Origin of the sequence: Sinorhizobium psoraleae (assembly GCF_013283645.1) — a bacterium.
Classification (GTDB): domain Bacteria; phylum Pseudomonadota; class Alphaproteobacteria; order Rhizobiales; family Rhizobiaceae; genus Sinorhizobium; species Sinorhizobium psoraleae.
In genome coordinates this window covers 808,992-832,075 of record NZ_JABEKV010000001.1, presented here as the reverse complement: position 1 = coordinate 832,075, position 23,084 = coordinate 808,992, and the positions used below count along the sequence as shown (strand labels likewise).

The 23,084-nt window shown below is 61.5% G+C and carries 18 protein-coding genes; 3 read left to right on the top strand and 15 right to left on the bottom strand.

What is annotated here, in order from left to right; all coding sequences use genetic code 11:
- Positions 1-28 precede the first annotated feature (28 nt).
- Positions 29-1,327 carry an adenylosuccinate synthase gene (locus ILFOPFJJ_RS03715; RefSeq protein ID WP_173509210.1) on the bottom strand — a complete coding sequence of 433 codons (1,299 nt, stop codon included), beginning with the start codon at positions 1,325-1,327 and terminating at the stop codon, positions 29-31.
- A 205-nt stretch (positions 1,328-1,532) separates the two neighbouring features.
- Here ILFOPFJJ_RS03715 and ILFOPFJJ_RS03710 point away from each other — a divergent pair, with 205 nt between their 5' ends.
- Positions 1,533-2,423 (top strand): DMT family transporter, encoded by an 891-nt coding sequence (locus tag ILFOPFJJ_RS03710; protein ID WP_173509209.1) that lies wholly within the window; start codon positions 1,533-1,535, stop codon positions 2,421-2,423.
- A gap of 129 nt (positions 2,424-2,552) precedes the next feature.
- Here the strand turns inward: ILFOPFJJ_RS03710 and serA are convergent, their stop codons facing one another.
- The 13 genes from serA to tolQ all read right to left on the bottom strand — a co-directional run bounded on the left by serA (position 2,553) and on the right by tolQ (position 18,542).
- A complete protein-coding gene (serA, locus tag ILFOPFJJ_RS03705; protein ID WP_173509208.1) occupies positions 2,553-4,148 on the bottom strand; it encodes a phosphoglycerate dehydrogenase in 1,596 nt (531 codons plus the stop codon).
- A 78-nt stretch (positions 4,149-4,226) separates the two neighbouring features.
- Positions 4,227-5,405, bottom strand: coding sequence for a phosphoserine transaminase (locus ILFOPFJJ_RS03700; protein ID WP_173509207.1), 1,179 nt, complete (start codon positions 5,403-5,405; stop codon positions 4,227-4,229).
- A gap of 163 nt (positions 5,406-5,568) precedes the next feature.
- Positions 5,569-6,405, bottom strand: coding sequence for an outer membrane protein (locus ILFOPFJJ_RS03695; RefSeq protein WP_173509206.1), 837 nt, complete (start codon positions 6,403-6,405; stop codon positions 5,569-5,571).
- A 212-nt stretch (positions 6,406-6,617) separates the two neighbouring features.
- On the bottom strand, positions 6,618-7,382 hold the full coding sequence (locus ILFOPFJJ_RS03690) for an outer membrane protein (RefSeq protein WP_173509205.1): 765 nt from the start codon (positions 7,380-7,382) through the stop codon (positions 6,618-6,620).
- A 270-nt stretch (positions 7,383-7,652) separates the two neighbouring features.
- Positions 7,653-9,005: a phosphoglucosamine mutase gene (gene glmM, locus ILFOPFJJ_RS03685; protein WP_173509204.1), complete on the bottom strand. Its 1,353-nt coding sequence runs from the start codon at positions 9,003-9,005 to the stop codon at positions 7,653-7,655.
- Positions 9,006-9,340: 335 nt separating this feature from the next.
- The gene (gene ftsH, locus ILFOPFJJ_RS03680) at positions 9,341-11,278 is read right to left on the bottom strand and encodes an ATP-dependent zinc metalloprotease FtsH (RefSeq protein ID WP_173509203.1); all 1,938 of its coding nucleotides are present in this window, start codon (positions 11,276-11,278) and stop codon (positions 9,341-9,343) included.
- 57 nt (positions 11,279-11,335) lie between these two features.
- Positions 11,336-12,721, bottom strand: coding sequence for a tRNA lysidine(34) synthetase TilS (gene tilS / locus ILFOPFJJ_RS03675; protein WP_173509202.1), 1,386 nt, complete (start codon positions 12,719-12,721; stop codon positions 11,336-11,338).
- Between the two features lie 11 nt (positions 12,722-12,732).
- On the bottom strand, positions 12,733-13,764 hold the full coding sequence (ybgF, locus tag ILFOPFJJ_RS03670; protein WP_173509201.1) for a tol-pal system protein YbgF: 1,032 nt from the start codon (positions 13,762-13,764) through the stop codon (positions 12,733-12,735).
- A gap of 196 nt (positions 13,765-13,960) precedes the next feature.
- Positions 13,961-14,491, bottom strand: coding sequence for a peptidoglycan-associated lipoprotein Pal (pal, locus tag ILFOPFJJ_RS03665; protein ID WP_173509200.1), 531 nt, complete (start codon positions 14,489-14,491; stop codon positions 13,961-13,963).
- Between the two features lie 381 nt (positions 14,492-14,872).
- Entirely contained in the window at positions 14,873-16,183 is a 1,311-nt protein-coding gene (gene tolB, locus ILFOPFJJ_RS03660; RefSeq protein WP_173509199.1) for a Tol-Pal system beta propeller repeat protein TolB, read from the bottom strand.
- Between the two features lie 79 nt (positions 16,184-16,262).
- Entirely contained in the window at positions 16,263-17,333 is a 1,071-nt protein-coding gene (gene tolA, locus ILFOPFJJ_RS03655) for a cell envelope integrity protein TolA (protein WP_173509198.1), read from the bottom strand.
- 9 nt (positions 17,334-17,342) lie between these two features.
- On the bottom strand, positions 17,343-17,795 hold the full coding sequence (gene tolR / locus ILFOPFJJ_RS03650) for a protein TolR (protein ID WP_173509197.1): 453 nt from the start codon (positions 17,793-17,795) through the stop codon (positions 17,343-17,345).
- A 27-nt stretch (positions 17,796-17,822) separates the two neighbouring features.
- Entirely contained in the window at positions 17,823-18,542 is a 720-nt protein-coding gene (gene tolQ, locus ILFOPFJJ_RS03645; protein ID WP_173509196.1) for a protein TolQ, read from the bottom strand.
- A 376-nt stretch (positions 18,543-18,918) separates the two neighbouring features.
- On the opposite strand from tolQ, the gene ku reads away from it, so the two are divergent.
- Both ku and ligD read left to right on the top strand, forming a co-directional pair.
- The gene (ku, locus tag ILFOPFJJ_RS03640) at positions 18,919-19,773 is read left to right on the top strand and encodes a non-homologous end joining protein Ku (protein WP_173509195.1); all 855 of its coding nucleotides are present in this window, start codon (positions 18,919-18,921) and stop codon (positions 19,771-19,773) included.
- An 8-nt stretch (positions 19,774-19,781) separates the two neighbouring features.
- Positions 19,782-22,379, top strand: coding sequence for a DNA ligase D (gene ligD / locus ILFOPFJJ_RS03635; RefSeq protein WP_173509194.1), 2,598 nt, complete (start codon positions 19,782-19,784; stop codon positions 22,377-22,379).
- Between the two features lie 156 nt (positions 22,380-22,535).
- On the opposite strand, the gene ybgC is transcribed toward ligD, so the two are convergent.
- The gene (ybgC, locus tag ILFOPFJJ_RS03630) at positions 22,536-23,003 is read right to left on the bottom strand and encodes a tol-pal system-associated acyl-CoA thioesterase (RefSeq protein ID WP_173509193.1); all 468 of its coding nucleotides are present in this window, start codon (positions 23,001-23,003) and stop codon (positions 22,536-22,538) included.
- Between the last annotated feature and the right edge of the window lie 81 nt (positions 23,004-23,084).

Genomic DNA, 23,084 nt, shown 5'->3' with positions numbered 1-23,084 from the left:
CACCGACGCCACTGTCGTCGCGCCGACACTAGTCCTCAAAAGGGTCCGTCACAAGTATTGTGTCATCGCGTTCCGGGCTCGTCGAAAGAAGTGCGACCGGCGCGCCGATCAGTTCCTCGACCTGGCGAACATACTTGATCGCTTGTGCCGGAAGATCGGCCCAACTGCGGGCGCCGACCGTCGATTCCTTCCAGCCTTCAAGCGTAATGTAGACGGGCTTTACCGAAGCTTGCTGCGCCTGACTTGCCGGAAGATGGTCGATCTCTTGTCCGTCCAGAGTATAACCGACGCAAATCTTCAACTCGTCGAGACCGTCAAGCACATCAAGCTTCGTGAGCGCAATGCCCGTGATTCCGTTCGCGGCGACGGACTGACGCACGAGCGCGGCGTCGAACCAGCCGCAGCGGCGCTTGCGCCCGGTGACGGTCCCGAATTCATGGCCGCGTTCACCGAGGAACTGGCCGACCTCGTCGTTAAGCTCCGTCGGAAACGGTCCTTCGCCGACACGTGTCGTATAGGCCTTGGTGATGCCGAGAATATAGCCGAGCGAGCCCGGCCCCATGCCCGAACCGGCGGCCGCTTGACCAGCAACCGTGTTGGACGAGGTGACGAAGGGATACGTGCCGTGGTCGATGTCGAGCAGCGTGCCCTGAGCGCCTTCGAAGAGGATACGCGCGCCTTTGCGCCGATGCTTGTCGAGGAGCAGCCAGACCGTATCCATGAACGGCAGCACGCGTGCGGCGACCGACGACAGTTCATTCATGATCGCCTGATGGCTGATCTCCACTTCACCGAGCCCGCGGCGCAGCGCATTGTGATGTGTCAGCAGTCGGTCGACCTTTGCCGGCAGCGTGTCCAGATCGGCAAGATCCATGACGCGAATGGCGCGGCGGCCGACCTTGTCCTCGTAAGCCGGGCCGATGCCGCGGCGTGTCGTGCCGATCTTGGTGCCGCTGTTCGAGGCGGCATCCTCGCGGAAGCCGTCGAGCTCCCGATGCAGCGACAGGATGAGCGTCGCGTTGTCGGCGATACGCAGGTTGTCCGGGGTGACCTTCACGCCCTGGTTGGCAAGCTTGTCGATCTCCGCGATCAGCGCATGGGGATCGATCACGACGCCGTTGCCGATGACCGCGAGCTTACCGGGGCGGACGACGCCGGAGGGAAGCAGCGACAGCTTGTAGCTGACGCCGTCGATCACCAGGGTGTGGCCGGCATTGTGGCCGCCCTGGAATCGCACGACGATGTCCGCGCGCTCCGAAAGCCAGTCCACGATCTTGCCTTTGCCTTCGTCGCCCCATTGGGATCCGACCACCACGACATTCGTCATAATTTTCTTCCTGTTCGCACGCGCACAAGGGATTGCGCCATTCTGAAACCCGCGCATCTATACTGTGTTGTCTTGCGGAAAGCGACCCCGTTGTGCCCCGCTCGAAGCCCTTTTTCGCATGACAACCGACGGATTTAGCGCCTATATCTCTGCTGCTCTCCCGCCTCTCCGGCACTCATTCCCGTCCCACATGGATCGCAGCATCGTGAACGCCAGGGCCTATTTCTATCTCGCAATAACTTCGCTTTTTTGGGGCGGCAATTCAGTCGCGGGCAAGATGGCCGTCGGGCACGTCAGTCCGATGATGCTGACGACGCTGCGCTGGACGGTGGCACTCGCCGTCATCCTGGCATTGATGACGCCGCAGATCCGTCGCGACTGGGCCAAGATCCGTGAGCATTGGCTGCAATTGCTGGCCTACGGCGCCGTCGGCTTCACCATGTTCAACGCATTCCTCTATTCGGCGGTGAAATATACGAGCGCCATCAACGCCGTGATCCTGCAGGCCGGCATCCCGATGCTGATCTTCCTCTTCAACTTCGTCCTGTTCCGCACAAAGGCCTCGGTCGCGCAGATCCTAGGCTTTACGGTGACGCTGGTGGGCGTGTTGATCACGGCCGCGCATGGCGACCTCGCAAGCCTCATGCAATTGCAGTTCAATTTCGGCGACGCACTGATGCTTCTCGCCTGTATCGTCTATGCCGCTTATACGGTCGGTCTGCGCTGGAAGCCGAACATGCACTGGCAGAGCTTTATCGCCGCGCCGGCCTTCGGGGCACTCTTGAGCGCTATCCCGCTCCTCATCTGGGAATTCTCAAACGGCAGCGCCATCGTGCCCGATGCCAGCGGCTGGGCAATCGTCGTCTACGCTGCGATCTTCCCGTCGCTGATGTCGCAGGTTCTATACGTGCGTGGCGTGGAAATGATCGGCGCCAATCGCGCCGGACTGTTCATCAACGCCATCCCGGTTTTCGGGACGCTCCTTTCCGTGCTTCTTGTCGGGGAGACATTTCATCCGTTTCATCTCGTGGCATTGCTGCTGGTGCTCGGCGGCATTGCCATCGCGGAACGTGGCCGGCCGAAGCTGCCCCGATGAGATCGAAACGCGAGGGGTAGCCGGTGTTCCTGTCCGCCTCGAATGAAGGCGTGCAGCGTTGAAGACGACAGCGCCGCGCATCTGAACGAGGCGCGGCGCTGTAGCAAGCCGGTTCTGGAGCGGTGCCAATCAATCGATATTGAACACCAGTTGCTTCGCCTGGCGGATTGCCGCGTTGGCACGCAGCTTGTCGAGCACTGTCTCGGAGACCGGACCGTCGACATAAAGCAGAGCGATGGCGTCGCCGCCCTCCTTCTCGCGACCGAGCTGGAAGTTGGCGATGTTGACGCCGGCGTCACCGAGCGTCGTACCGATGAAGCCGATCATGCCGGGGACGTCGGTGTTGGTGAGATAGACCATGTGCTTGCCGACATCGGCATCGAGATTGATGCCCTTGATCTGGATGAAGCGCGGCTTGCCGTCAGAGAAGACCGTACCGGCGACCGAACGGGTCTGGTTCGATGTCGTCACCGTTAGCTTGATATAGCCGTCGAAGACGCCGGACTTGTCGCGTTTCACTTCGGAAAGGATGACGCCCTTTTCCTTGATCATGACCGGCGCGGAAACCATGTTGACGTCCGCCACCTGCGGACGGATCAGGCCGGCAAGAACGGCGCTCGTCAGTGCCTTGGTGTTCATCGCCGCCGTGGAACCGTCATAGAGGATTTCGATTTCCTTGATGGCGCTTTCGGTGACCTGGCCGACGAAGGCGCCGAGAACGTCGGCGAGCCGAATGAAGGGCTTCAGGATCGGCGCTTCCTCGGCCGTGATCGACGGCATGTTGATGGCGTTCGAGACAGCGCCGTTGACCAGATAGTCGGACATCTGCTCGGCAACCTGCAGTGCCACGTTCTCCTGCGCTTCCGTCGTCGAAGCGCCGAGATGCGGCGTGCAGACGACGTTCGGCAGACCGAAGAGCGGGCTCTCGGTGGCGGGTTCCACCTCGAAGACGTCGAAGCCGGCACCGGCGACATGACCCGATTTCAGCGCTGCGGCAAGCGCGCTTTCGACGACGAGGCCGCCACGCGCGCAGTTGACGATGCGCACGCCCGGCTTCATCTTTGCGATTGCCTGCGCGTCGATGATGTTGCGGGTCTTGTCCGTCAACGGTACGTGCAGGGTGATGAAATCCGCCCGCGCAAAGAGCTCGTCGAGTTCGACCTTGACCACGCCCATTTCCTCGGCGCGTTCCTTCGACAGGAACGGATCATAGGCGACGACGTGCATCTTGAGACCGATGGCGCGGGCGCAGACGATCGAGCCGATATTGCCGGCACCGATGACGCCGAGCACCTTGCCGGTGATCTCGACGCCCATGAACTTCGATTTTTCCCACTTGCCGGCCTGGGTGGAACCGTCTGCCGCGGGAAGCTGCCGGGCGACGGCAAACATCAGCGCGATAGCATGCTCGGCCGTCGTGATCGAGTTGCCGAAGGGCGTGTTCATGACGATGATGCCGCGGCGAGATGCAGCCGGGATGTCCACATTGTCCACGCCGATACCGGCTCGGCCGACGACCTTGAGATTGGTGGCGGCAGCGATCAGCTTCTCCGTCACCTTGGTGGCGGAGCGGATGGCGAGACCGTCATAGTTGCCGATGATTTCGGCGAGCTTTTCCTTGTCCTTGCCGAGCTTCGGCTGGAAATCCACTTCAACGCCGCGGTCGCGGAAGATCTGGACGGCGGTTTCCGACAGTTCATCGGATACGAGAACGCGAGGTGCCATGAGAGGCCTCCTTGAGGATCAGTTCTGAAAGGGTGCGTGAGTGGCTTCGCTCGCAGCGAGCGAAGCTTATCGCTTGGATCAGGCGGCGGCCTGCGACAACGTCGCCTTCTGGGTCTCGAAGGCCCAGGTGAGCCACGGCATCAGCGCTTCCATGTCGGAAGTTTCGATGGTGGCACCAGCCCAGATCCGCAGACCGGAGGGGGCGTCGCGATAGTGGCCGATATCGTGGGCCACACCTTCCTTTTCGAGCAGGGCGACGACGCCCTTCGCGAAAGCGGCCTGGCCGTCGGCATCCAGGGCAAGTACGTCCTTGTCGACGATCTTGAGGCAGACCGAGGTGTTGGAGCGGGTTTCCGCCTTGATCGCCAGGTTTGCAATCCAGGCATTTGCGTCGACGAAACGATGGATCGCGTCGGCGTTGGCGTCTGCCCGGGCGATCAGCCCCTTGAGGCCGCCGACCGACTTCGCCCAAAGGAGCGCGTCGATATAGTCTTCGACACAAAGCATCGACGGCGTGTTGATCGTCTCGCCGGAAAAGATGCCTTCGATCAGCTTGCCGCCGCTGGTCAGGCGGAAGATCTTCGGCAGCGGCCATGCCGGCGCATAGGTCAGCAGTCGTTCGACTGTGCGCGGCGAAAGAATGAGGACGCCATGCGCGCCCTCTCCGCCCAGAACCTTCTGCCAGGAGAAGGTGACGACGTCGAGCTTGGCGAAATCGAGATCCTGGGCAAAGGCGGCGGAGGTCGCGTCGCAGATCGTCAGGCCCTTGCGGTCCGCCGGAATGAAATCGGCATTCGGCACACGCACACCAGAGGTCGTGCCATTCCAGGTGAAGACGACATCGCGGTCGAAATCGACCGTGGCGAGGTCCGGCAATTCGCCATAGGCAGCCTCAAACTTGCGAACATCGGCGAGCTTGAGCTGCTTGACCACGTCGGTCACCCAACCGGCACCGAAGCTTTCCCAGGCGAGCATGTCGACGCCGCGGGCCCCGAGCAGCGACCACAGCGCCATTTCGACGGCGCCGGTATCGGAAGCGGGCACGATACCGATGCGGTAATCGGCCGGCACTTCAAGAATTTCACGGGTGAGGTCAATGGCCTGCTTCAGCTTCGTCTTACCGATCTTGGCTCGGTGCGATCGACCGAGCGCGGCATCGGAGAGAGCTTCGAGCGTCCAACCGGGACGCTTTGCGCAGGGGCCAGAAGAAAAATGGGTATTTGCCGGACGCACGTCCGGCGTGGCAGGCTTCGTCATAATGCTATCCTCTCAGATAGAAGCCCCTCGTTGGGGAGGGGTGTCCCGCCGCCGGGAATATTGCGGGTCAGAGAGGAAGTCAAGCAACTTGCGTCGCTTTTGGAAAAATTTTCGGCGTTCCGGGTAAACTTCGAACACAGAGAGTGCAGACGCCGAACGATTGTTACCAGAGCGAGAAGCGCAGGCCCGCGCGGATCTCGTGGCGGGAAAGGCCGTCGTCATGACCCTTGGCGCCACTGGCGCCGGCAAGCGCCTCGGCTCCGAAGCCGAACATGTCGCCATCCGAGATGTGGGAATAGCGATAGCCGAGATCGAATTTCAGCCGATCCGTGATGTCGTAGGAGACACCGGCCATGAGCGCATAGGTGAAGCGCCAGCTGTCTTCTCCGTCATAGGACGTTCCACCTGCCGCACCCGCGCAGGCGCCGCCCCCCGGGACACAGGTTGCCGTCTCGCGGACGGTGTTCCAGTTGATGTTCGTGGCGCCGATGCCCGCGCCGAGATACGGCGTGAAGCCGGCAAGTGTCGCCAGGTCGACATAGCCGTTCGCCATGAGCCCGAGCGCGGAAAAATTGGCGCTGTGCGACAAGTCGCATGACGTTCCGGCGCCCTGGCCTGCGCAGGGAGTGGCTGACAACGACGAGCCGTCGAACCGCCCCTCAAAATATTCCGCGGTTATGTCGGCGCGCACGACGTCATTGAACTGATAGCCGATACCGATCGTGCCGGAGATCGGCCTGTCGAAACGTGCATTGTCGAACGGAACGTTGTTGTAGCTGCCGGTGCCGGCATCGAAGGTGCGATAGGAGGGATCGCCCTCGTCGCGCCACGGCGCATAACCGATGTCGCCGCGCAAATAGAGACCGCTGCTGCGCTCCGCTTTCGTCGAGATGGTGATCTCCGGCGCGTCGAGCAAATCCTCGTCTGCGGCCTCCACCATGCCGGAGAGCAGAAAACCGGCGCTGAAAGCGATGCCGCAAATCCCGTTCCGCCAATGCATGTCCGCGCCCTGTCAGTATTCGTGTCAGCGGCCATGACGGCCCGCTTGCTGGCGTTAACTATTGGCAGCGACAAGTTAACCATCGGTTAAGCATGTTGATTGACGGAAAATTTAAGGAAATCCGGCACGGCGGCCGCACTCGAAAGGTGAGCCCCCGAAGTGAAAGGGGCCGCATGGCGGCCCCCGGACGATGTCTCGCTCTGCAGCCCGGACTATTGCAGGGCGTAGCGCATGCCCAGCTTGAAGTCGTGCGACGTGATGTCTTCGAAGTGCATCGGGGCGTTCACCGTGGAGCCGTCGTAGGTACGAATATTGCCGGTCTTTGCGTCGCCGAGATCGACGTAGCTGTAGCCGAGATCGAGCGCCAGGCGCTCGGTCGCCTGATAGGCGACGCCGGCATGCACCGCCCAGGCAAAGTTCCAGGTCGGGTCGTCGTCAGCATAGGCAACGCCGAGGGTCGGCACGTTGATGTCACGGAAACCCGAGATCCTGTTTCGCGAGGCACCAATACCGGCGCCCACGTAGGGCTTGATGCCGTACCAATCGCCGATGTCGACATAGGCGTTGGCCATCAACAGCCACTCCGATTTGGCGGCGTCGTAGTCGTTGGTGCCATCCCAGATCGGACCAGTCGGGCCGCTGTGGCCGTAACGATCAAGCGCGGCGAAATCCGCCTTGCCGCGGTATTCGACGATACCGTCCAGGCGCAGCCAGTCATTGAATTGATAACCGATACCGACGCCGGCGAGCGGCGCGCTGTCGAACTCGCCTTCGTCGAGGAACTCGTGAAGTTCCACGACATCCATGAGTTCGTGCTTCATATGACCGAGTTTCTGGTTGCTCATCCCCAAATGGCCGCGCAGATACCAGCCGCTTGGCACTATAACCGGCGCAGGATCTTCGACATAAAGGTCGGCAGCCAAAACCGGGGCGCCGCTCAATATTGCGGCAACAAATGCAATCAAAGGTCTTTTCATAACAGCTCCGCGAATATTCTGACCCGCGCCGCGTTGCCTCGGGCGGATACTGCAACTCTTGTTGCGTCAAAAGTTGCACGCCGCGGTTAATATCGGATTAAGCATAGAAATTTACTCTGTTTATTAACAATTGCTCATGCTCGCCGTATTCGACAACCCGACACCGCAACAAAAAAGGCCGGCATCGATGCCGGCCTTCAAAAGCAATCATGGTCCTCCAGCGTCGCGCGTCTTTTCAGGCGCGCAAAGTTCGCTGTCGCACTTCGATGGTCAGGCAGCGCTACGAACGCTGCCGATCACGTTGACCAGTTCGTCGACGATACGCTCGACCTGGCTACGATCGTCACCTTCCGCCATGACGCGGATCAGCGGTTCGGTTCCGGACGGACGGATCAGCAGGCGGCCATTCCTGGCAAGTCCCGCCTCGGCGTCGGCGATGGCCTGCTGCACGGTCGGATGCTCGAGCGGTTTGCCCGTCGACACACGAACATTCTTCAGAACCTGCGGCACGGGCTCGAAGCGATGGCACACTTCGCTGACCGATTTGCCCTGCCGCTTGACCACAGCGAGAATCTGCAGCGCAGCCACCAGACCGTCGCCGGTCGTCCCGAAATCGGAGAGCACGATATGGCCGGATTGTTCGCCGCCGACGTTCAGGCCATCCTGGCGCATCTGCTCGACGACGTAGCGGTCTCCGACCTTGGTGCGGTGCAGTCCGATGCCCCGCTCCTTCAGGTAGCGCTCGAGGCCGAGATTCGACATCACCGTCGCGGCTATCGCGCCACCCTTCAGCATGCCATCGGCAGCCCAGCTGTCAGCGATGACGGCCATGAGCTGGTCGCCATCGACGACAGTGCCGTTTTCATCGATGATCAGGACCCGGTCCGCATCCCCGTCGAGTGCGATGCCGATATCGGCCCTGACTTCGTGGACCTTTTTCGACAAGGCGGCCGGATGCGTCGACCCGCATTCGAGATTGATGTTGACGCCATTCGGCTCCGTCCCGATCGTCACCACTTCGGCGCCGAGCTCCCAAAGCGCGGACGGGGCAACCTTGTAGGCGGCGCCGTTCGCGCAGTCGATGGCAATCCGCAATCCCTTCAGCGTGACGTCGCGCGGCAGGGTCCGCTTCGCCTGTTCGATGTAGCGATAGATGTCGCCATCGACGCGCTTGGCCCGGCCGATATCCTCGGGCTTGGCAAGCTGTGCGGACATATCCTGGTCGATGAGCTCCTCGATCTTCTCCTCGATATCGTCGGAAAGCTTGTAACCATCAGGTCCGAAGAGCTTGATGCCGTTGTCGCGGAAAGGATTGTGCGAGGCCGAGATCATCACGCCGATGTCGGCGCGCAACGACCGCGTCAGCATGGCGACACCTGGTGTCGGGATCGGTCCGAGCAGGAAAACATCGAGGCCAGCCGCGGTGAAGCCGGCGACCATTGCATTTTCGAGCATATAGCCGGAAAGACGCGTGTCCTTGCCGATCACGACGCGGTGACGGTGCGCGCCGTTGCGGAAGATCGTTCCGACGGCAATGCCGACACGCATGGCCAGATCCGGCGTCATCGGGAAAATGTTGGACTGCCCGCGAATGCCGTCAGTCCCGAAATACTTGCGCTTCATAAAAACTCCATTGTCCTGCTTCGGCAGGATCTTCTTTGTCGGCCGCGTCTGTCCGCGTGTTCCGCGACTGGATTTCATATCGCCGGACCTCATATAAAGGGCTTGACGCTCGCGCGGCTTGTTATGGCTGCAGCCTGCTCGCGTCCACCGCAGAGGTCAGGCATGGTTGAATCATCTTTGGCATAAAACCGCAGCAAACGGCAGCAATCCTATCATCAGAAATCATTACAGCGCGTTACCAACTGCGCGAAAGATACGTTCGAAGAAAATACCCAACAAAAAAGCCGCCGCTCCTTTCGGCGCGGCGGCTTCCGATTTTCGTTTTTCCGACGGTGCTATTGCGGTTGCGGTTCGAAGCCGCCTTCCGGCTCCTCGCCCTTGGCACCGGCTTCCTTCTTCGTACCGGCAGAGGGAACGGCCGAACCACGATGCGGAGGCGTGTCGTCTCCGAGGTCGCGTGCGGGTTTCTCACCGCGGATGAGCGCCTTGATTTCGTCGCCGGTCAGGGTTTCGTATTCCAGCAGGCCTTCCGCAAGCGCCACGAATTCGTGGTTCTTCTCGGTCAGGAGGTGGCGCGCCGTTTCGTAGGCATCATCGATCAGGCGGCGGATTTCGTTGTCGATCTTCTGTGCCGTTGCTTCCGAAACGTTCTTCTGCTGCGCCACGGAGTGGCCGAGGAAGACCTCCTGCTGGTTCTCGCCATAGGCGACCTGGCCGAGCTGATCGGAGAAGCCCCATTGCGTCACCATCGCACGCGCAAGCTTCGTCGCCTGCTCGATGTCGGAGGAGGCGCCGGAAGTGATGTTCTCCTTGCCGAAGGTCAGTTCCTCGGCAACGCGTCCACCCATCATGATGGCAAGACGCGAGATCATCCACTTGTAGCTCATCGAGTAGCGGTCACCCTCGGGCAACTGCATCACCATGCCGAGCGCACGGCCGCGCGGGATGATCGTCGCCTTGTGCAGCGGATCGGCGGAGGGGACGTTCAAAGCGACGATGGCATGGCCCGCTTCGTGATAGGCGGTCAGCTTCTTTTCGGCCTCGGTCATGGCGGAAGAGCGGCGCTCCGCACCCATCATGATCTTGTCCTTGGCGTCCTCGAACTCCTGCATGGTGACAAGGCGCTTGTTGCGCCGCGCCGCCATCAGCGCAGCCTCGTTAACGAGGTTCATGAGATCGGCGCCGGAGAAGCCCGGAGTGCCACGCGCCAGGACCTTGAGATCGACATTCGGCGCCAGCGGCACATTGCGGACATGCACCTTGAGGATCCGTTCGCGGCCGTTGATGTCCGGGTTCGGCACGACGACCTGGCGGTCGAAGCGGCCCGGACGCAGCAGCGCCGGGTCGAGCACGTCGGGACGGTTGGTCGCGGCGATCAGGATGATGCCTTCATTGGCTTCGAAGCCGTCCATTTCGACGAGCAGCTGGTTCAGCGTCTGCTCGCGTTCGTCATTGCCGCCGCCGAGGCCGGCACCGCGATGGCGGCCGACGGCATCGATCTCATCGATGAAGATGATGCAGGGGGCGTTCTTCTTCGCCTGCTCGAACATGTCGCGGACACGCGACGCACCGACACCGACGAACATCTCGACGAAATCAGAGCCGGAGATCGTGAAGAAAGGCACGTTCGCTTCGCCGGCGACCGAGCGGGCAAGCAGCGTCTTACCGGTGCCAGGAGGGCCGACCAGCAGCACGCCGCGCGGGATGCGCCCGCCAAGGCGCTGGAACTTCTGCGGGTCGCGCAGGAATTCGACGATTTCCTCGAGATCCTGCTTGGCCTCGTCGACGCCGGCGACATCGTCAAAGGTGACGCGGCCGTGCGCTTCGGTCAGGAGCTTGGCCTTGGACTTGCCAAAGCCCATCGCCCCACGGGAGCCACCTTGCATCTGCCGCATGAAGAACAGCCAGACGCCGAGGATCAGCAGCATCGGCAGCAGCGTACCGATATAGCTCAGGAAACCCGAAGACCCATCCGTTTCCGGACGCACGGTGACGGTGACGTCCTTGGCTTCCAGCCGTTCGGTCAAGGCCGTATCGACGGAGGGCGCGTAGGTCTGGAAGGTGGCGCCGCTTTCGGAATAGCTGCCGATCACCTTCGAGCCGGTGATCACGACTTCCTTGACGCGGCTGGCGTCGACGTCCTTCAGAAACTGCGAGAATGGAATTTCACGAGAACCGGCGCGCTCGGTCGGCTGCTGGAACATGCTGAATAGCGCAATCAGGAGAAGCGCTATGATTGCCCAAAGGGCAAAATTTCGAAAATTAGGGTTCATCGAACTCCCCGGAACCTGTCGCAACTCGCGCATTTCGCCGAGCTACAGTCTTGTTCCCTAACATAAGGTTCTGGTGTCGCCTTGCCAAGGCAAACCGCCAGCTACCTCTCCATTTCTGTCAAAAACATCGTGAACCGGCGGAGCGGGGTATCGTTCGCGCCCAAACAGCATCGCGACCGCATCTGCCATGATCCGGTCGAAACCGGGCAAAAAGGCGTCGTAGGGACCGATGCGACATTCCACCTTCGCCTGAATCGGGCTCATGCCAACGACATTGGCGGCTGCTGGAGCAATATGTGGCGCAGCTCGGGAGGCCCGTTTGGCGACTCCAGATGGCAGGCCTGCGTCAATAAGCCTCTGATCCCATTGACCATCCTGTCCCTTGGCAGTCACCATCAACGGGCTGCGTTCGCCATTCGTTACGTTGAAGCGCCCGTCCCACGTCTTCGTCTCGCCCGGTTCAATGACAAGTGCGGAAAGGTTGCGCGCCTCACGATAGAGATAGAGACCGCTCGGGCGCCTGTCGTATACGACCCCTCCCGCCGTCATCCGCCCCGGCATGCCCGCCTGCAGAAAGGCGGATATGCGCTCGATCGTCGCATGCACGGGCAAATGGTTGCGGCCGCCGAGTACGGCAGCGACGGACAGAAGCGCGCGGCGCCAGTCGGCGTCGCCCATGTTTCCCGCCTGCTCGGTCGCGATCTCGGCCGCGACGGCCTCGTGAACCCGGACATGGCTTTCGATCAAGGCGGCTGCCCGCGCCGACGACGCTGCCCTTTGCGCAGCGCTCCACCGGGCGGCCGGCGCCTCCTCCGAAGCTGCGAGCTCGGAGCGCACACGAACGCGCTCGAACAGGGGATTGGCATTGCTCGGGTCGTCAAACCACGCGACACCCCGCGCGATCAGGAATGCCCGTATGTCGGCACGCCTAAGGCCGAGGAATGGTCGCAACACCCAGATCCGGCGCCCGTAAAGCATGGTGCTCGCCATGCCGGCGCTGCCCGCCCCCTCCCCTTCGCCACGCGCACCGCGCATCACAATCGTCTCGTACTGATCATCGAGCGTATGTCCGGTCGCAATGCAGTCGGCGCCAAACGCGGCGGCAGCGTCCGCCAGCAATTCATAGCGTTTGCGGCGCGCAGCCGCCTGAATCCCGGTTCGCGGCTTGTCGCCTTCCCAGCGGCAGACAAGATGAGGAACGCCGAGTTCGGCACAGAACGCCGCCACCGCTGCCGCCTCATCTGCGGATTCCGGTCTCAAGCCATGATCAATCGTGCAGGCGACGAGCGAGAAACCTTCGCGATCTTTGTCACCGATTGCGGAATGGAGGGCGAGAATAAGTCCCTTGGAGTCGCTGCCTCCAGAGACGGCCACAAGAATCCGGCAAGGCTCGATGAACGCGCGGAGAAAATATCTGGCCGTGGCAATGACGGCTTCAGGCACGTGGGTGGGCCTCAGCAGCCAAAGCGGCTCTGCTCGCTCGACACCTTTGCTTTCACGGCGGGCGAAGCCTTCGGGTAGCGCTTATTCACCTCGCGCAGCGTCGCGCAGGCAGTTTCCTTGTTGTCGAGTGCACCGAGCGACATGCCGAGCTTCAGCAGCATCTCGGGCGCCTTGGGCGATTTCCCGTGGGATTGATGCGCGTTCAGGAAGGTCTTCGCTGCGTCGCTGTATTTGCCCTGTGAATATTGCGCCTCGCCCATCCAGAAACTGGCGTCGGCCGCCTTGTCGCCGTTGGGAAAAGTATCGAGGTAATCGCGAAATTCCTGCTCGGCCAAGCCATAGTCGCCCGAAAGCACGTGTCCGTAGGCGGATTGGTAGAGATCGCCAGGATTGTCGAGAGAGGCGGTTTGCTGCTCGCTGCCGGGATTGCCGTTGAGGCCCGCATCGCCGCCGTCTGCCGTTCCCGTCCCGACGCCGGGAAGCGTGGCGTTCGCGCCCGGCTGGGCATCGGTGGTCGCCGACACCGGATTGCCGTTCTCGTCGAAAATGATCTGCCCCAACGTCGTCGGCGGTGCGGCGCCCGTCGCGCCCGGATTGGCGCCCGTTGCCGCCATGTCGTTGCCGGCGGCGGGAGGTGCCACCGGGGGCTGGCTATCCGTCACCCCGGGGGTGACGGACGCCTGATCACTGGAGTTCGGCGTTTCGAGTGCGCCGCTCTTCTTCGAAGAGGACTTGCCGTTTTCGAGGTCCTGGAAGCGGAACTCGTTGTCCTCCTGGAACTTCCGGATCTGTTCCTGCATCTGCAGCAACTGGAAGCTCATTTCCTCGATACGCCCGTTGAGCGAGCGGATCTGTTCCTCGAGTTGACCGATCCGTCCGAGGTCGGCCGACTGCACCTTCACCACCGGCAAGTCATGTTTGCTGGCGGCATCGGCATGGGTCACGCGGGCGAAGAGCCCGGAAAGTGGCATGGCATTTGCCGCTGGTCCGAGACCCGAAAGGGCCACAAGACCAACCAGTCCTGCCACGACAAATTTCTTCATTTCGTCTGTCCTGTTCGAATACCGATTACTCCCACCCGCGATCGCGGTCCGCGATACTGTCGCCGATTCTTAAGGTGAGCGCGCCGCACAGTTTTCCAATTGCTGTGAAAAAGCAACGGAGTTCGGCTAAAGTGTGGTAAAAAAGAAAAGGCGGCCCGTGGCCGCCCCTTCAAATTCAAGTTCAGTGATCGGACGATCACATTCCGGCGCCGCCGAGAACGGTAACGGCGCGGCGGTTCTGCGACCAGCAGGAGATGTCGTCGCAGACAGCGACCGGCTTTTCCTTGCCGTAGGAAATCGTGCGCATGCGGTTCGCGGGAACGCCGCGGCTGGCGAGATAGTCGCGGGTGGCAGCGGCACGGCGGGCGCCGAGCGCCAGGTTGTACTCGCGGGTGCCGCGCTCGTCGGCGTGGCCTTCGACGGTGATCGCGTAGTTTGGGTACTTCGCCAGCCACTGCGCCTGACGGTCGAGCGTCGCCTGGGCGTCGGCACGGATGGAGCTCGAGTCCGTATCGAAGAAGATGCGGTCGCCGACGTTGACGGTGAAGTCCTGCTGCGAGCCCGGCGTTGCAGCACCTGCGCCAAGACCGAGGCCGGCGGCATCATTCGGCAGGTTCTTTTTGGAAGCGCAGCCGGCGAGAGCGAGCGTCATGACGAGAGCGATCATGACCGGATTGCGGGCGATGGACTGCATGCGGCTCGCGGCCGGGGTGTCAATTCGGCTCATGGGCCGGGTCTCCTTGGAAGTGTCTGATTCACGGTTGCCAGACTGTAACCGGAAGCGGTTAATTGCTTTTCAACTGATATGGTTAACAAATCGATAATTTGCGTGGGACGCCTGCTAGAACAGCACTTTGCGGCGAGAAAGCGGCACATCGGCCACATTTCCCGCCGCTTCTGTGGACACCGGATCACGATGATCTTGGATCGATCGCAAATGTGATCGGTTCTGGTCCATGCTACCCCGGAGACAGTGGTCTTGGGCTACGACATGCACAAAAACAAAGACATGAAGCGCGCCGCATGGATCGGTCTGATCGCGGCGCGCTTCAGCAAGTAGAGACGCGGGATGCGGGCGGAGAACCGCCTACAGTTCTCCTCGTCCGCTCTATTCCATCAGAGGAGACCAGGCCGGGTCTGATGCGAAGCCTTGTGTCTGGACCGGTTGCTCGTTGTAGCCTGTGAGGTCGATCGAATAGAGCTGCGGCCCGCCGGCGCCCGCGTTCTGGCGGAAGAACATCAGGACGCGGCCGTTCGGCGCCCAGGTCGGGCCTTCGTTGTGGAAGCCGGTCGTAAGTATGCGCTCGCCCGAACCGTCCGGCTTCATGACGCCGATCGAGAACTTGCCGCCCGACTGCTTGGTGAAGGCGATGAGGTCACCGCGAGGAGACCAGACCGGCGTCGAATAGGAACCGTCACCGAAGGAAATGCGCGTCTGACCGGAACCGTCGGCACCCATGACATAGAGCTGCTGCTTGCCGCCGCGGTCGCTTTCGAAAACGATCCTGCTGCCGTCCGGAGAATAGGACGGAGACGTGTCGATCGCCGCTGTGTTGGTCAGCCGCGTCGTCGTGCGTGAACGCAGGTCCATCGTGTAGATATTCGCGTTGCCTTCCTGCTGCAGGCTCATGATCACCCGTTGGCCGTCCGGCGAGAAACGCGGCGCGAAGGTCATGCCCGGGAAATTGCCGACCACCTCGCGCTGCCCCGTTTCGAGCTGCAGCAGGTAGACGCGCGGCTGCTGGTTCTCAAACGACATGTAGGTGATTTCCTGACGGTTCGGCGAGAAACGCGGCGTCAGAACGATGTCGTTCGAATTGGTGAGTGCGCGGGAATTGGCGCCATCCTGATCCATGATCGCGAGCTGGCGTTTGCGTGCCGTCTTCGGGCCGCTTTCGGCGACATAGACGATGCGTGTGTCGAAGTAGCCCTTTTCGCCGGTGATCCTCTCATAGATCGCATCGGCGATGATGTGGGCGACGCGGCGCCAGTTTTCCGGCTGGGTGTAGAACTGCTGTCCCAGCATCTGCTGACCGGCAAAGGTATCCCACAGACGGAATTCAGCCTTCAGCCGGCCATCGCCTTCCTGGGTGACACGTCCGGTGACGAGCGCCTGGGCATTGATGACCTTCCAGTCCTCAAATCGCGGGGCAGCGTCCGGATTGGAAATCTTTTCGATAAAGGCGCCCTTGCTGATCGGTGCGAAAAGGCCGGAGCGCTTGAGATCGGCCGCGACGACGTCGGAAATCTTCTGACCAAGCTCCCCCTGCAGGAAGTCGGTCACCGCAATCGGCAGCGGCTCGACGTTGCCCTTGTTGATGTTGATCTCGACGAGTGCGTTTGCCGGCGAAGCAATGAGCCCACAGCCTGCGAACATCACCATCAGAAGGCGGAAAAAATTGCGTCTCAGCATTTCCATAAAGCCTTTCAGCCTTTCATTTTTCTGTACCGGTGAGGACAAGTGCGCGGTTTTCCGCCCACATCCCGCCCCAACCTGTTTAGAGCATCGAGCTTGGGTCGAAGTTGACGACCACCTCGCTCCAGGAATCATATTTGTCGGCCGGCAATCCCTTGAAGGGCGCGGATTTCAGGATGGCGCGTCGCGCTCCACCGGCGAGCGCCCGCCGCGCGGCATCGGAGCCACCCGTCGCTTCGACTTCCGGTTCTCCGACCAGTTCGCCGTTCGGGTCGAGCCGCATCGTCACCTTGATGCGGACGTCCGTGGCATCGGCCATTCCGGGGATGATCGACCAATTGTTCTGGATCTGGCCGCGAAGCGCATCCATCTCGCTCTGCGAGAGCGTGTTACCACTGGTCGTCTTCTTGCCGCCGAGCGCTGCTTCTTCGGTCGAGCGCTTCGCGCCGCCGCCGGACGATTCCTGCTTGTTGAGCAGCGCCGCGATTTCGTCGGCGTTGAAGTCACTCTCCTTGGCGGAGGATGCCTTCTTCTGCTCCTTCTTGGTCTCTTCCTTCTTGCGCTCTGGCGTCTTGGCGGTCTGCGCCGGCTTTTCGACCTTGGGCTTCGCCATCGGCGTCGGCACCTTGTCGGGCAGCGCCTCGGCCTGCGGATTCTCGGCCGGCTGTTCCTCCGCCGGCGCCGGTTCCGGCTTGGTCTCGGGCTTCACTTCCTGCTTCGGCTCGGGCAGTGCCGCAACCTCCGTCGCGGGCTCGGACGCCGGCTCGGGCTCCTCGACCTTCTGTATCTCATCCTTGACCGGATCCGGTGTCGGCAGCGCCTTCTCGGTTTTCTCCGGCGCGGCGGCCGATTCATTCTGGACCGGTTTGGTATTGGGCGTGGGCGGCGTCTTCAGGTTCACGTCGTTATCGCCGATGTTCTCGGCGTTCTCGACCGGCGTCGGCTTCTTGGTCGGAACCGGGGACGCCTTCTCCTTTGCGGGGGCTTTCTTGTCGCCTTGCTGTATCTGTGTGATCGATTCGATCGGCACGATGTCGACCGGCAGCGCCTCGACGTCCGCGACCTCGAAATCGGCCGGGCTACCGAGCGACACCAGCGCCCAGGTGAGCACCAGGGCGTGGAGGACAGCAGATGTTGCGAGACTGCCCTTCATGACCGGGTATCACTTTTCCTGTTCTTGAAGCGTTACGAGGCCGAGATTCTTGAAGCCGGCCGCCGAGATCCGCGCCATGACCTTCATCACCGTGCCGTAGTCGGCGTTGGTATCGCCGCGCACATAGATGCGCTCGTTGTAGCCGGTGGTGGCAATTGCCTCGAGTTTCGGAACGACCTCGTCGATGGCGATCGGCGTTTCCTGCAGGAAGATTTCCCCGGCCGGATTGACCGAAACGGTAATCGGCTGGGTATCGGAGTTGAGCGCCTTGGCCTGCGTCTCCGGCAGATCGATCGGCACGCCGACCGTCATCATCGGTGCCGCCACCATGAAGATGATGAGCAGCACGAGCATCACGTCCACGAAGGGCGTGACGTTGATTTCGCTCATGATTGCCTTCTTGCCGTTGCGTCGACGACGTCCGCCGCCCGAACCCTTGGCTCCGCCAACTGCCATACCCATCAGCGTGGTCTCCGTGCTCGAGGGTCGTTATTGCGCGGCCTGGCGCGAGGACTGCAGCTTCTCGTCGATCTGCCGCGACAGGATGGCGGAGAACTCGTCGGCGAAGGCTTCCATGCGTGCCGTCAGCTTGCCGGCGTCGGCGGAAAACTTGTTGTAGGCGATAACCGCGGGAATAGCGGCGAGCAGACCGATGGCGGTCGCAAGAAGCGCCTCAGCGATACCCGGCGCGACGACGGCAAGGTTGGTCGATTTCGAGCCGGCGATTGCCTGGAACGAGGTCATGATGCCCACAACCGTTCCGAAGAGACCGATGAAGGGAGCGGCCGAACCGATGGTCGCCAGCGATCCGAGCCTTGCCTCGAGCGTCTCGGATTCACGAGCGAGCGTGACGTCCATCGCCCGGTCGATACGCATCTGCAGGCCGATCGGGGAGCGGGCACCGCGTTCGAAGCTCTTCTTCCACTCGCGCATCGCCGAGACGAAGATCGCGCCCATGCCTGCCGTCTGCCGGTCGGACAGCGTGCGATAAAGCTCTTCAAGCGACTGGCCGGACCAGAAGACCTGCTCGAAATTGTCGAGCTGGCGGCGAACGCGCCCGAAGTTGAGCGTCTTGTCGACCACGATACCCCAGGTCCAGATCGAGGCTGCGATCAGCCCCAGCATGACCAGCTTCACGACAAAGCCCGCTTCCATGAACAGCGACCAGAGGGTCACATCGCTCGTCGCGGCCAATCCAACCTGTTCCATCGTTCCAGTCCCCGAATCCAAATACCCGGCAAGAGCGGCTCATGCTCATGACCGGGTCGCCCAAACGTCCTGTTGCAAGAATGCCCCGGCATCGCCGCTGATCGCGGCATTGCGATCTAATGCTTCAGGTTGCCTTCTTGCCGTCAATTTTGGTCAAAGGATGACGTGCACTGCACAAATCCTAATACACGGATTAAGACACCATTATGGTTAAGGGAGTGTTACTGGGACGGCACTTCGACGACTGGATCGTCACGGAACTTCACACCGCGTCGCACGTTTCGATCGCATGAGTTCCTTTTCCCTGAGACTGAAAGCGAAAAAACCGACGCGGCACTTCCGCCGCGCTGCAACGGACTCCGTGTGAGGTGTTGCCATGGCGCCTCGGGCAATGTGGAAGGGACAGCTTCGGCTTTCGCTGGTTTCGATACCCGTCGAGCTCTTCAGCGCGACCCGCTCGGGAGCCAGCATCTCCTTCCGGCAAATTCATAAACCCTCGGGCAAACCGGTGCATTACCAGAAGGTGGTCGAAGGCATCGGGCCAATCGATGTGGACGAAATCGTCAAGGGTTATGAATACGAGGACGACAGGTATGTCCTGCTCGAACCCAAAGAAGTCGATGCGATCAAGCTGGAGACCAAGAAGACGCTCGAATTGGTTCAGTTCGTCGAGACCAGCGATATCCCGCCGCTCTATTTCGACAAGCCGTATTACCTCGTGCCCGCCGATGAACTGGCGGAGGATGCCTATCGCGTCGTGCGCGACGCACTAAGGACATCGAACAAGGTCGGGCTCGGGCAATTGACGCTGAGGGGCCGGGAATATCTCGTCGCCGTAAAGCCTTGCGGCGACGGCCTGCTTCTGGAGACGCTCCGCTATGCCGACGAGTTGCGAAAGGCCGACCCGATGTTCTCCGAGATCTCCGGGAAGAAGGCGGACAAGGAGCTGCTGGACGTCGCGACCGCGCTGATCGAGAAGAAGAGCGCCCCTTTCGACGCCGATGTATTCAAGGACAACTATGCTGCGGCGCTGAAGGAGCTGGTCAATCGCAAGATGAAGGGCAAGTCGGCGCGTGTCGAGGTCGAAGAAGGCGAACGGCCGCAACGGCGAGGCGACAATGTCGTGGATCTCATGTCGGCCCTGAAGAAGAGCCTGGAAGGCGGTGGTGGCAAGAAACCGCAAACCAAGGCGAAGTCGTCTGCGCGCGGCGGCCGCCGGAAATCGGCATGAGGGTGACCATGGCCGCTCGCAATGAACAGCTGTCTGAATACAACCGACGCCGCGACTTCTCGAGAACGCGCGAGCCGAAGGGTACGGTGGTCCGGGCGCATCCCGGCAAAAAGCGCTTTCTGGTCCAGAAGCATGATGCCACGCGCCTGCACTACGACTTCCGCCTCGAATGGGAAGGTGTGCTGAAGAGCTGGGCGGTGACGCGTGGTCCGAGCCTCAATCCGGAAGACAAGCGGCTGGCCGTGCGCACCGAGGATCACCCCTTGGCCTATGGCGACTTCGAGGGCACGATACCGGAAGGGGAGTATGGCGGCGGCACGGTAATGCTGTGGGACACCGGCTGGTGGGAGCCGGAAGATGACCCGTCCGAAGGCCTGAAGAAGGGCAAACTCTCGTTCCGGCTGCATGGCAGCAGAATGAAGGGTGGCTGGGCGCTCGTCCGCATGCGGCCGCGCGACGGCGAGAAGCGCGAAAACTGGCTGCTCGTCAAGGAGTCGGACGAAGTAGCGTCCGAGGACGGCGAGAGCCTGATCAAAGAGAACATCACCAGCGTGGTCACCGGCCGCAGGATGGAGGAGATCGACGAGGGCAAGGGCGAAAAGCGGGCGCGTGTCTGGCACTCGAACAAGAGCACGGCGGCCAATCTGAAGGCTGGCGCGATTGCCGAGAACGACAATGCAGGCAAGCGTCCAACGCGAAAATCCTCCGGCAAGCTGCCCGCGTTCAAGGCGCCGCAACTTGCGACGCTGGTGACGAAAGCGCCCGCCGGCGATGCGTGGCTGAACGAAGCCAAGTTCGACGGCTACCGTCTGATGTGCGCCATCGGCGGCGGCACCGTCCGCTGTTACACGCGCAATGGTCTCGACTGGACCGCGAAGTTCCCGGCTATTGCTTCCGCCCTTGCCGAGCTCGATTGCAAGTCCGCCCTGATCGACGGCGAGGTGGTGGCGTTGTCGGAAGAAGGCTCGTCCTTTTCTGCCCTGCAGAAGGCACTGAGGACCGGAGCCAGCACACGGCTCTATGCCTTCGATCTGATCGAGCTCGACGGAAAGGACCTGAGCAGCAAGCCACTCGTCGAGCGAAAGGAGCGGCTGGAGACCCTGCTCGACACGCTCGGCACCACGTCGACCATTCAGTACAGCGAGCACGTTCGAGGCAATGGCGAGCATGTGCTGGCCGCCATATGCAAGGCCGGACAGGAAGGCATCATCGCCAAGGAAGCGAATGCTCGCTACCGTAGCGGACGCACCCGGAGTTGGCTGAAGGTCAAATGTACGAAACGCCAGGAATTCGTCATTGGCGGCTACACCCCCTCGTCGAAAAAGGGGCGCGCCTTCGCCTCGATCCTTCTCGGGACCTTCGAGGGCGACAAACTGGTCTACCGGGGCGGCGTCGGTACCGGCTTCGGTGAAAAGGCGATGGAGGAACTCGCCGCCGTCTTTGCAAAGCGCAGGCGGCAGACGTCGCCCTTCGACAGCGTGCCGAGGGAAAGGAACCGAAATGCCGTCTGGCTGAAGCCCGATCTTGTCGCAGAGGTGGATTTCACCGAGTTTACGGCTGACGGACATATCCGCCACGGCTCATTCGAGGGATTGCGCGAGGACAAGGAGGCCAAGGCCGTGAAACTGGAAACACCGAAGCCGACAGCCGCCGAGGCGGACACGGGAAGGGGCAAATCGTCAGCCACGACGCGCACAGCGTCGGCTGCAAAGGGCGATGCCGATGTCCTTAGCGTCCGCATCTCGCATCCGGACCGCGTCCTCTTCGAAGGCCAGGGGATCACCAAGATCGACCTCGCCCGCTACTACGGCATCGTGGCGGACAGGATGCTGCCCTTTGCGGCCGATCATCCCGTCTCGCTGGTGCGCTGCCCGCAGGGCGGGCAGCGACAGTGCTTCTTCCAGAAACATGCAAGCGACGGCTTTCCGGACGCCATCCGGGAAGTGCCGATTGAAGAGGCGTCGGGCGAGACCGAAAGCTATATGTATGTACACGATGCAAAGGGCCTGGTCGCCGCGGTGCAGATGGGCACGCTCGAGTTCCACATCTGGGGCGCAAAGATCGACCGGCTGGAGAAGCCTGACCGGCTGGTGTTCGATCTCGATCCCGATCCGAGCGTCGATTTCGCCACCGTGAAGGCGGCGGCCGCCGCCCTGCGCGACGAACTGGCCGATATCGGCCTCAGAACGGTTGCCATGGTGACCGGCGGCAAGGGCGTCCACGTGATTGTGCCGCTTCGTCCGCATGCCGGGTGGGACGAGGCAAAAGGCTTCGCCAAGGCGATCGCGCAATCCTTTGCCGAGCGCGATCCGGAGCATTTCGTCGCCACCATGTCGAAGGCGAAGCGCAAGGGACGGATCTTCATCGACTGGCTGCGGAACGACCGCGGCGCCACGGCGATCGCCCCCTACTCCACCCGCGCCCGCGCAGGCGGCCCCGTCGCCACTCCAGTCAGCTGGGACGAACTCGAAAGCCTTGCAGCCGCCAACACGTTCCAGATTTCCGATATTCTTGAACGCATCGAAGCCGGAAGCGATCCGTGGGCGGATACCGGCGAGATCAGGCAATCGCTGACGAAGAAGATATTGAGTTCGGTCCCCGGCTGATTCGCGACGGGAAGGCAAGTTTATGCGGCTTCCCGACAGCACCGTGCCTGTTGCATGTTTCCTTAAATCGGAACCGATTTAAGGACAAAAACATGCAGCAATTCAAAGTGCTACAACGACCTTTGTGCGCCTGAGAAGACGCACGGCGCTGTAGGGCTATTCGACCCGGGTCGGAATCCTATGACCCGCCGCCAGGAACTTTACTGCCAGCGCTTCCGGCAACCTTCGTGGTCGCCCCTGCCCGTTGATGACGGCGATGATGACCTTGGCGGCGATCAGCAGCATACCGTCGCGGCGGATCTCCTGCTGCAGCACCATCTTGGCGCCACCGGCCCGCTCGGTCGCCGTCTCGATCGTCAGGATATCATCCATGCGCGCCGGCAATTTGAAGTCGATCTCCATGCGGTGGACGACGAAGACGAGGCCTTCCGCATCCCCCTCGATTGCGAGCGATGCCTGTTCGACGCCGAGCAATCGTAGGTAGTCCGTCCTGGCCCGCTCCATGAAATGCAGGTAGCGCGCATGATAGACAACGCCCGAAAAATCGGTGTCCTCGTAATAGACTCGCTGCACCAGCCGATGGCCATTTTCGGTCAGCTCGCCCGCGAGCGAAATTAGTGACATCGTCTCATTCTCCGGGAGGATTTGTCTTTTTCTGTGCAGGAACAAAAAGCCATTTGCAAGCATTGCAGCTTTGTCACAATC

Bases quoted from the DNA above. Each gene is read 5' to 3' on its own strand.
- ILFOPFJJ_RS03715 (WP_173509210.1), bottom strand. From the start codon at position 1,327: ATGACGAATGTCGTGGTGGTCGGATCCCAATGGGGCGACGAAGGCAAA.
- serA (WP_173509208.1), bottom strand. From the start codon at position 4,148: ATGGCACCTCGCGTTCTCGTATCCGATGAACTGTCGGAAACCGCCGTC.
- ILFOPFJJ_RS03700 (WP_173509207.1), bottom strand. From the start codon at position 5,405: ATGACGAAGCCTGCCACGCCGGACGTGCGTCCGGCAAATACCCATTTT.
- ILFOPFJJ_RS03695 (WP_173509206.1), bottom strand. From the start codon at position 6,405: ATGCATTGGCGGAACGGGATTTGCGGCATCGCTTTCAGCGCCGGTTTT.
- ILFOPFJJ_RS03690 (WP_173509205.1), bottom strand. From the start codon at position 7,382: ATGAAAAGACCTTTGATTGCATTTGTTGCCGCAATATTGAGCGGCGCC.
- glmM (WP_173509204.1), bottom strand. From the start codon at position 9,005: ATGAAGCGCAAGTATTTCGGGACTGACGGCATTCGCGGGCAGTCCAAC.
- ftsH (WP_173509203.1), bottom strand. From the start codon at position 11,278: ATGAACCCTAATTTTCGAAATTTTGCCCTTTGGGCAATCATAGCGCTT.
- ybgF (WP_173509201.1), bottom strand. From the start codon at position 13,764: ATGAAGAAATTTGTCGTGGCAGGACTGGTTGGTCTTGTGGCCCTTTCG.
- pal (WP_173509200.1), bottom strand. From the start codon at position 14,491: ATGAGCCGAATTGACACCCCGGCCGCGAGCCGCATGCAGTCCATCGCC.
- tolB (WP_173509199.1), bottom strand. From the start codon at position 16,183: ATGGAAATGCTGAGACGCAATTTTTTCCGCCTTCTGATGGTGATGTTC.
- tolA (WP_173509198.1), bottom strand. From the start codon at position 17,333: ATGAAGGGCAGTCTCGCAACATCTGCTGTCCTCCACGCCCTGGTGCTC.
- tolR (WP_173509197.1), bottom strand. From the start codon at position 17,795: ATGGGTATGGCAGTTGGCGGAGCCAAGGGTTCGGGCGGCGGACGTCGT.
- tolQ (WP_173509196.1), bottom strand. From the start codon at position 18,542: ATGGAACAGGTTGGATTGGCCGCGACGAGCGATGTGACCCTCTGGTCG.
- ku (WP_173509195.1), top strand. From the start codon at position 18,919: ATGGCGCCTCGGGCAATGTGGAAGGGACAGCTTCGGCTTTCGCTGGTT.
- ligD (WP_173509194.1), top strand. From the start codon at position 19,782: ATGGCCGCTCGCAATGAACAGCTGTCTGAATACAACCGACGCCGCGAC.
- ybgC (WP_173509193.1), bottom strand. From the start codon at position 23,003: ATGTCACTAATTTCGCTCGCGGGCGAGCTGACCGAAAATGGCCATCGG.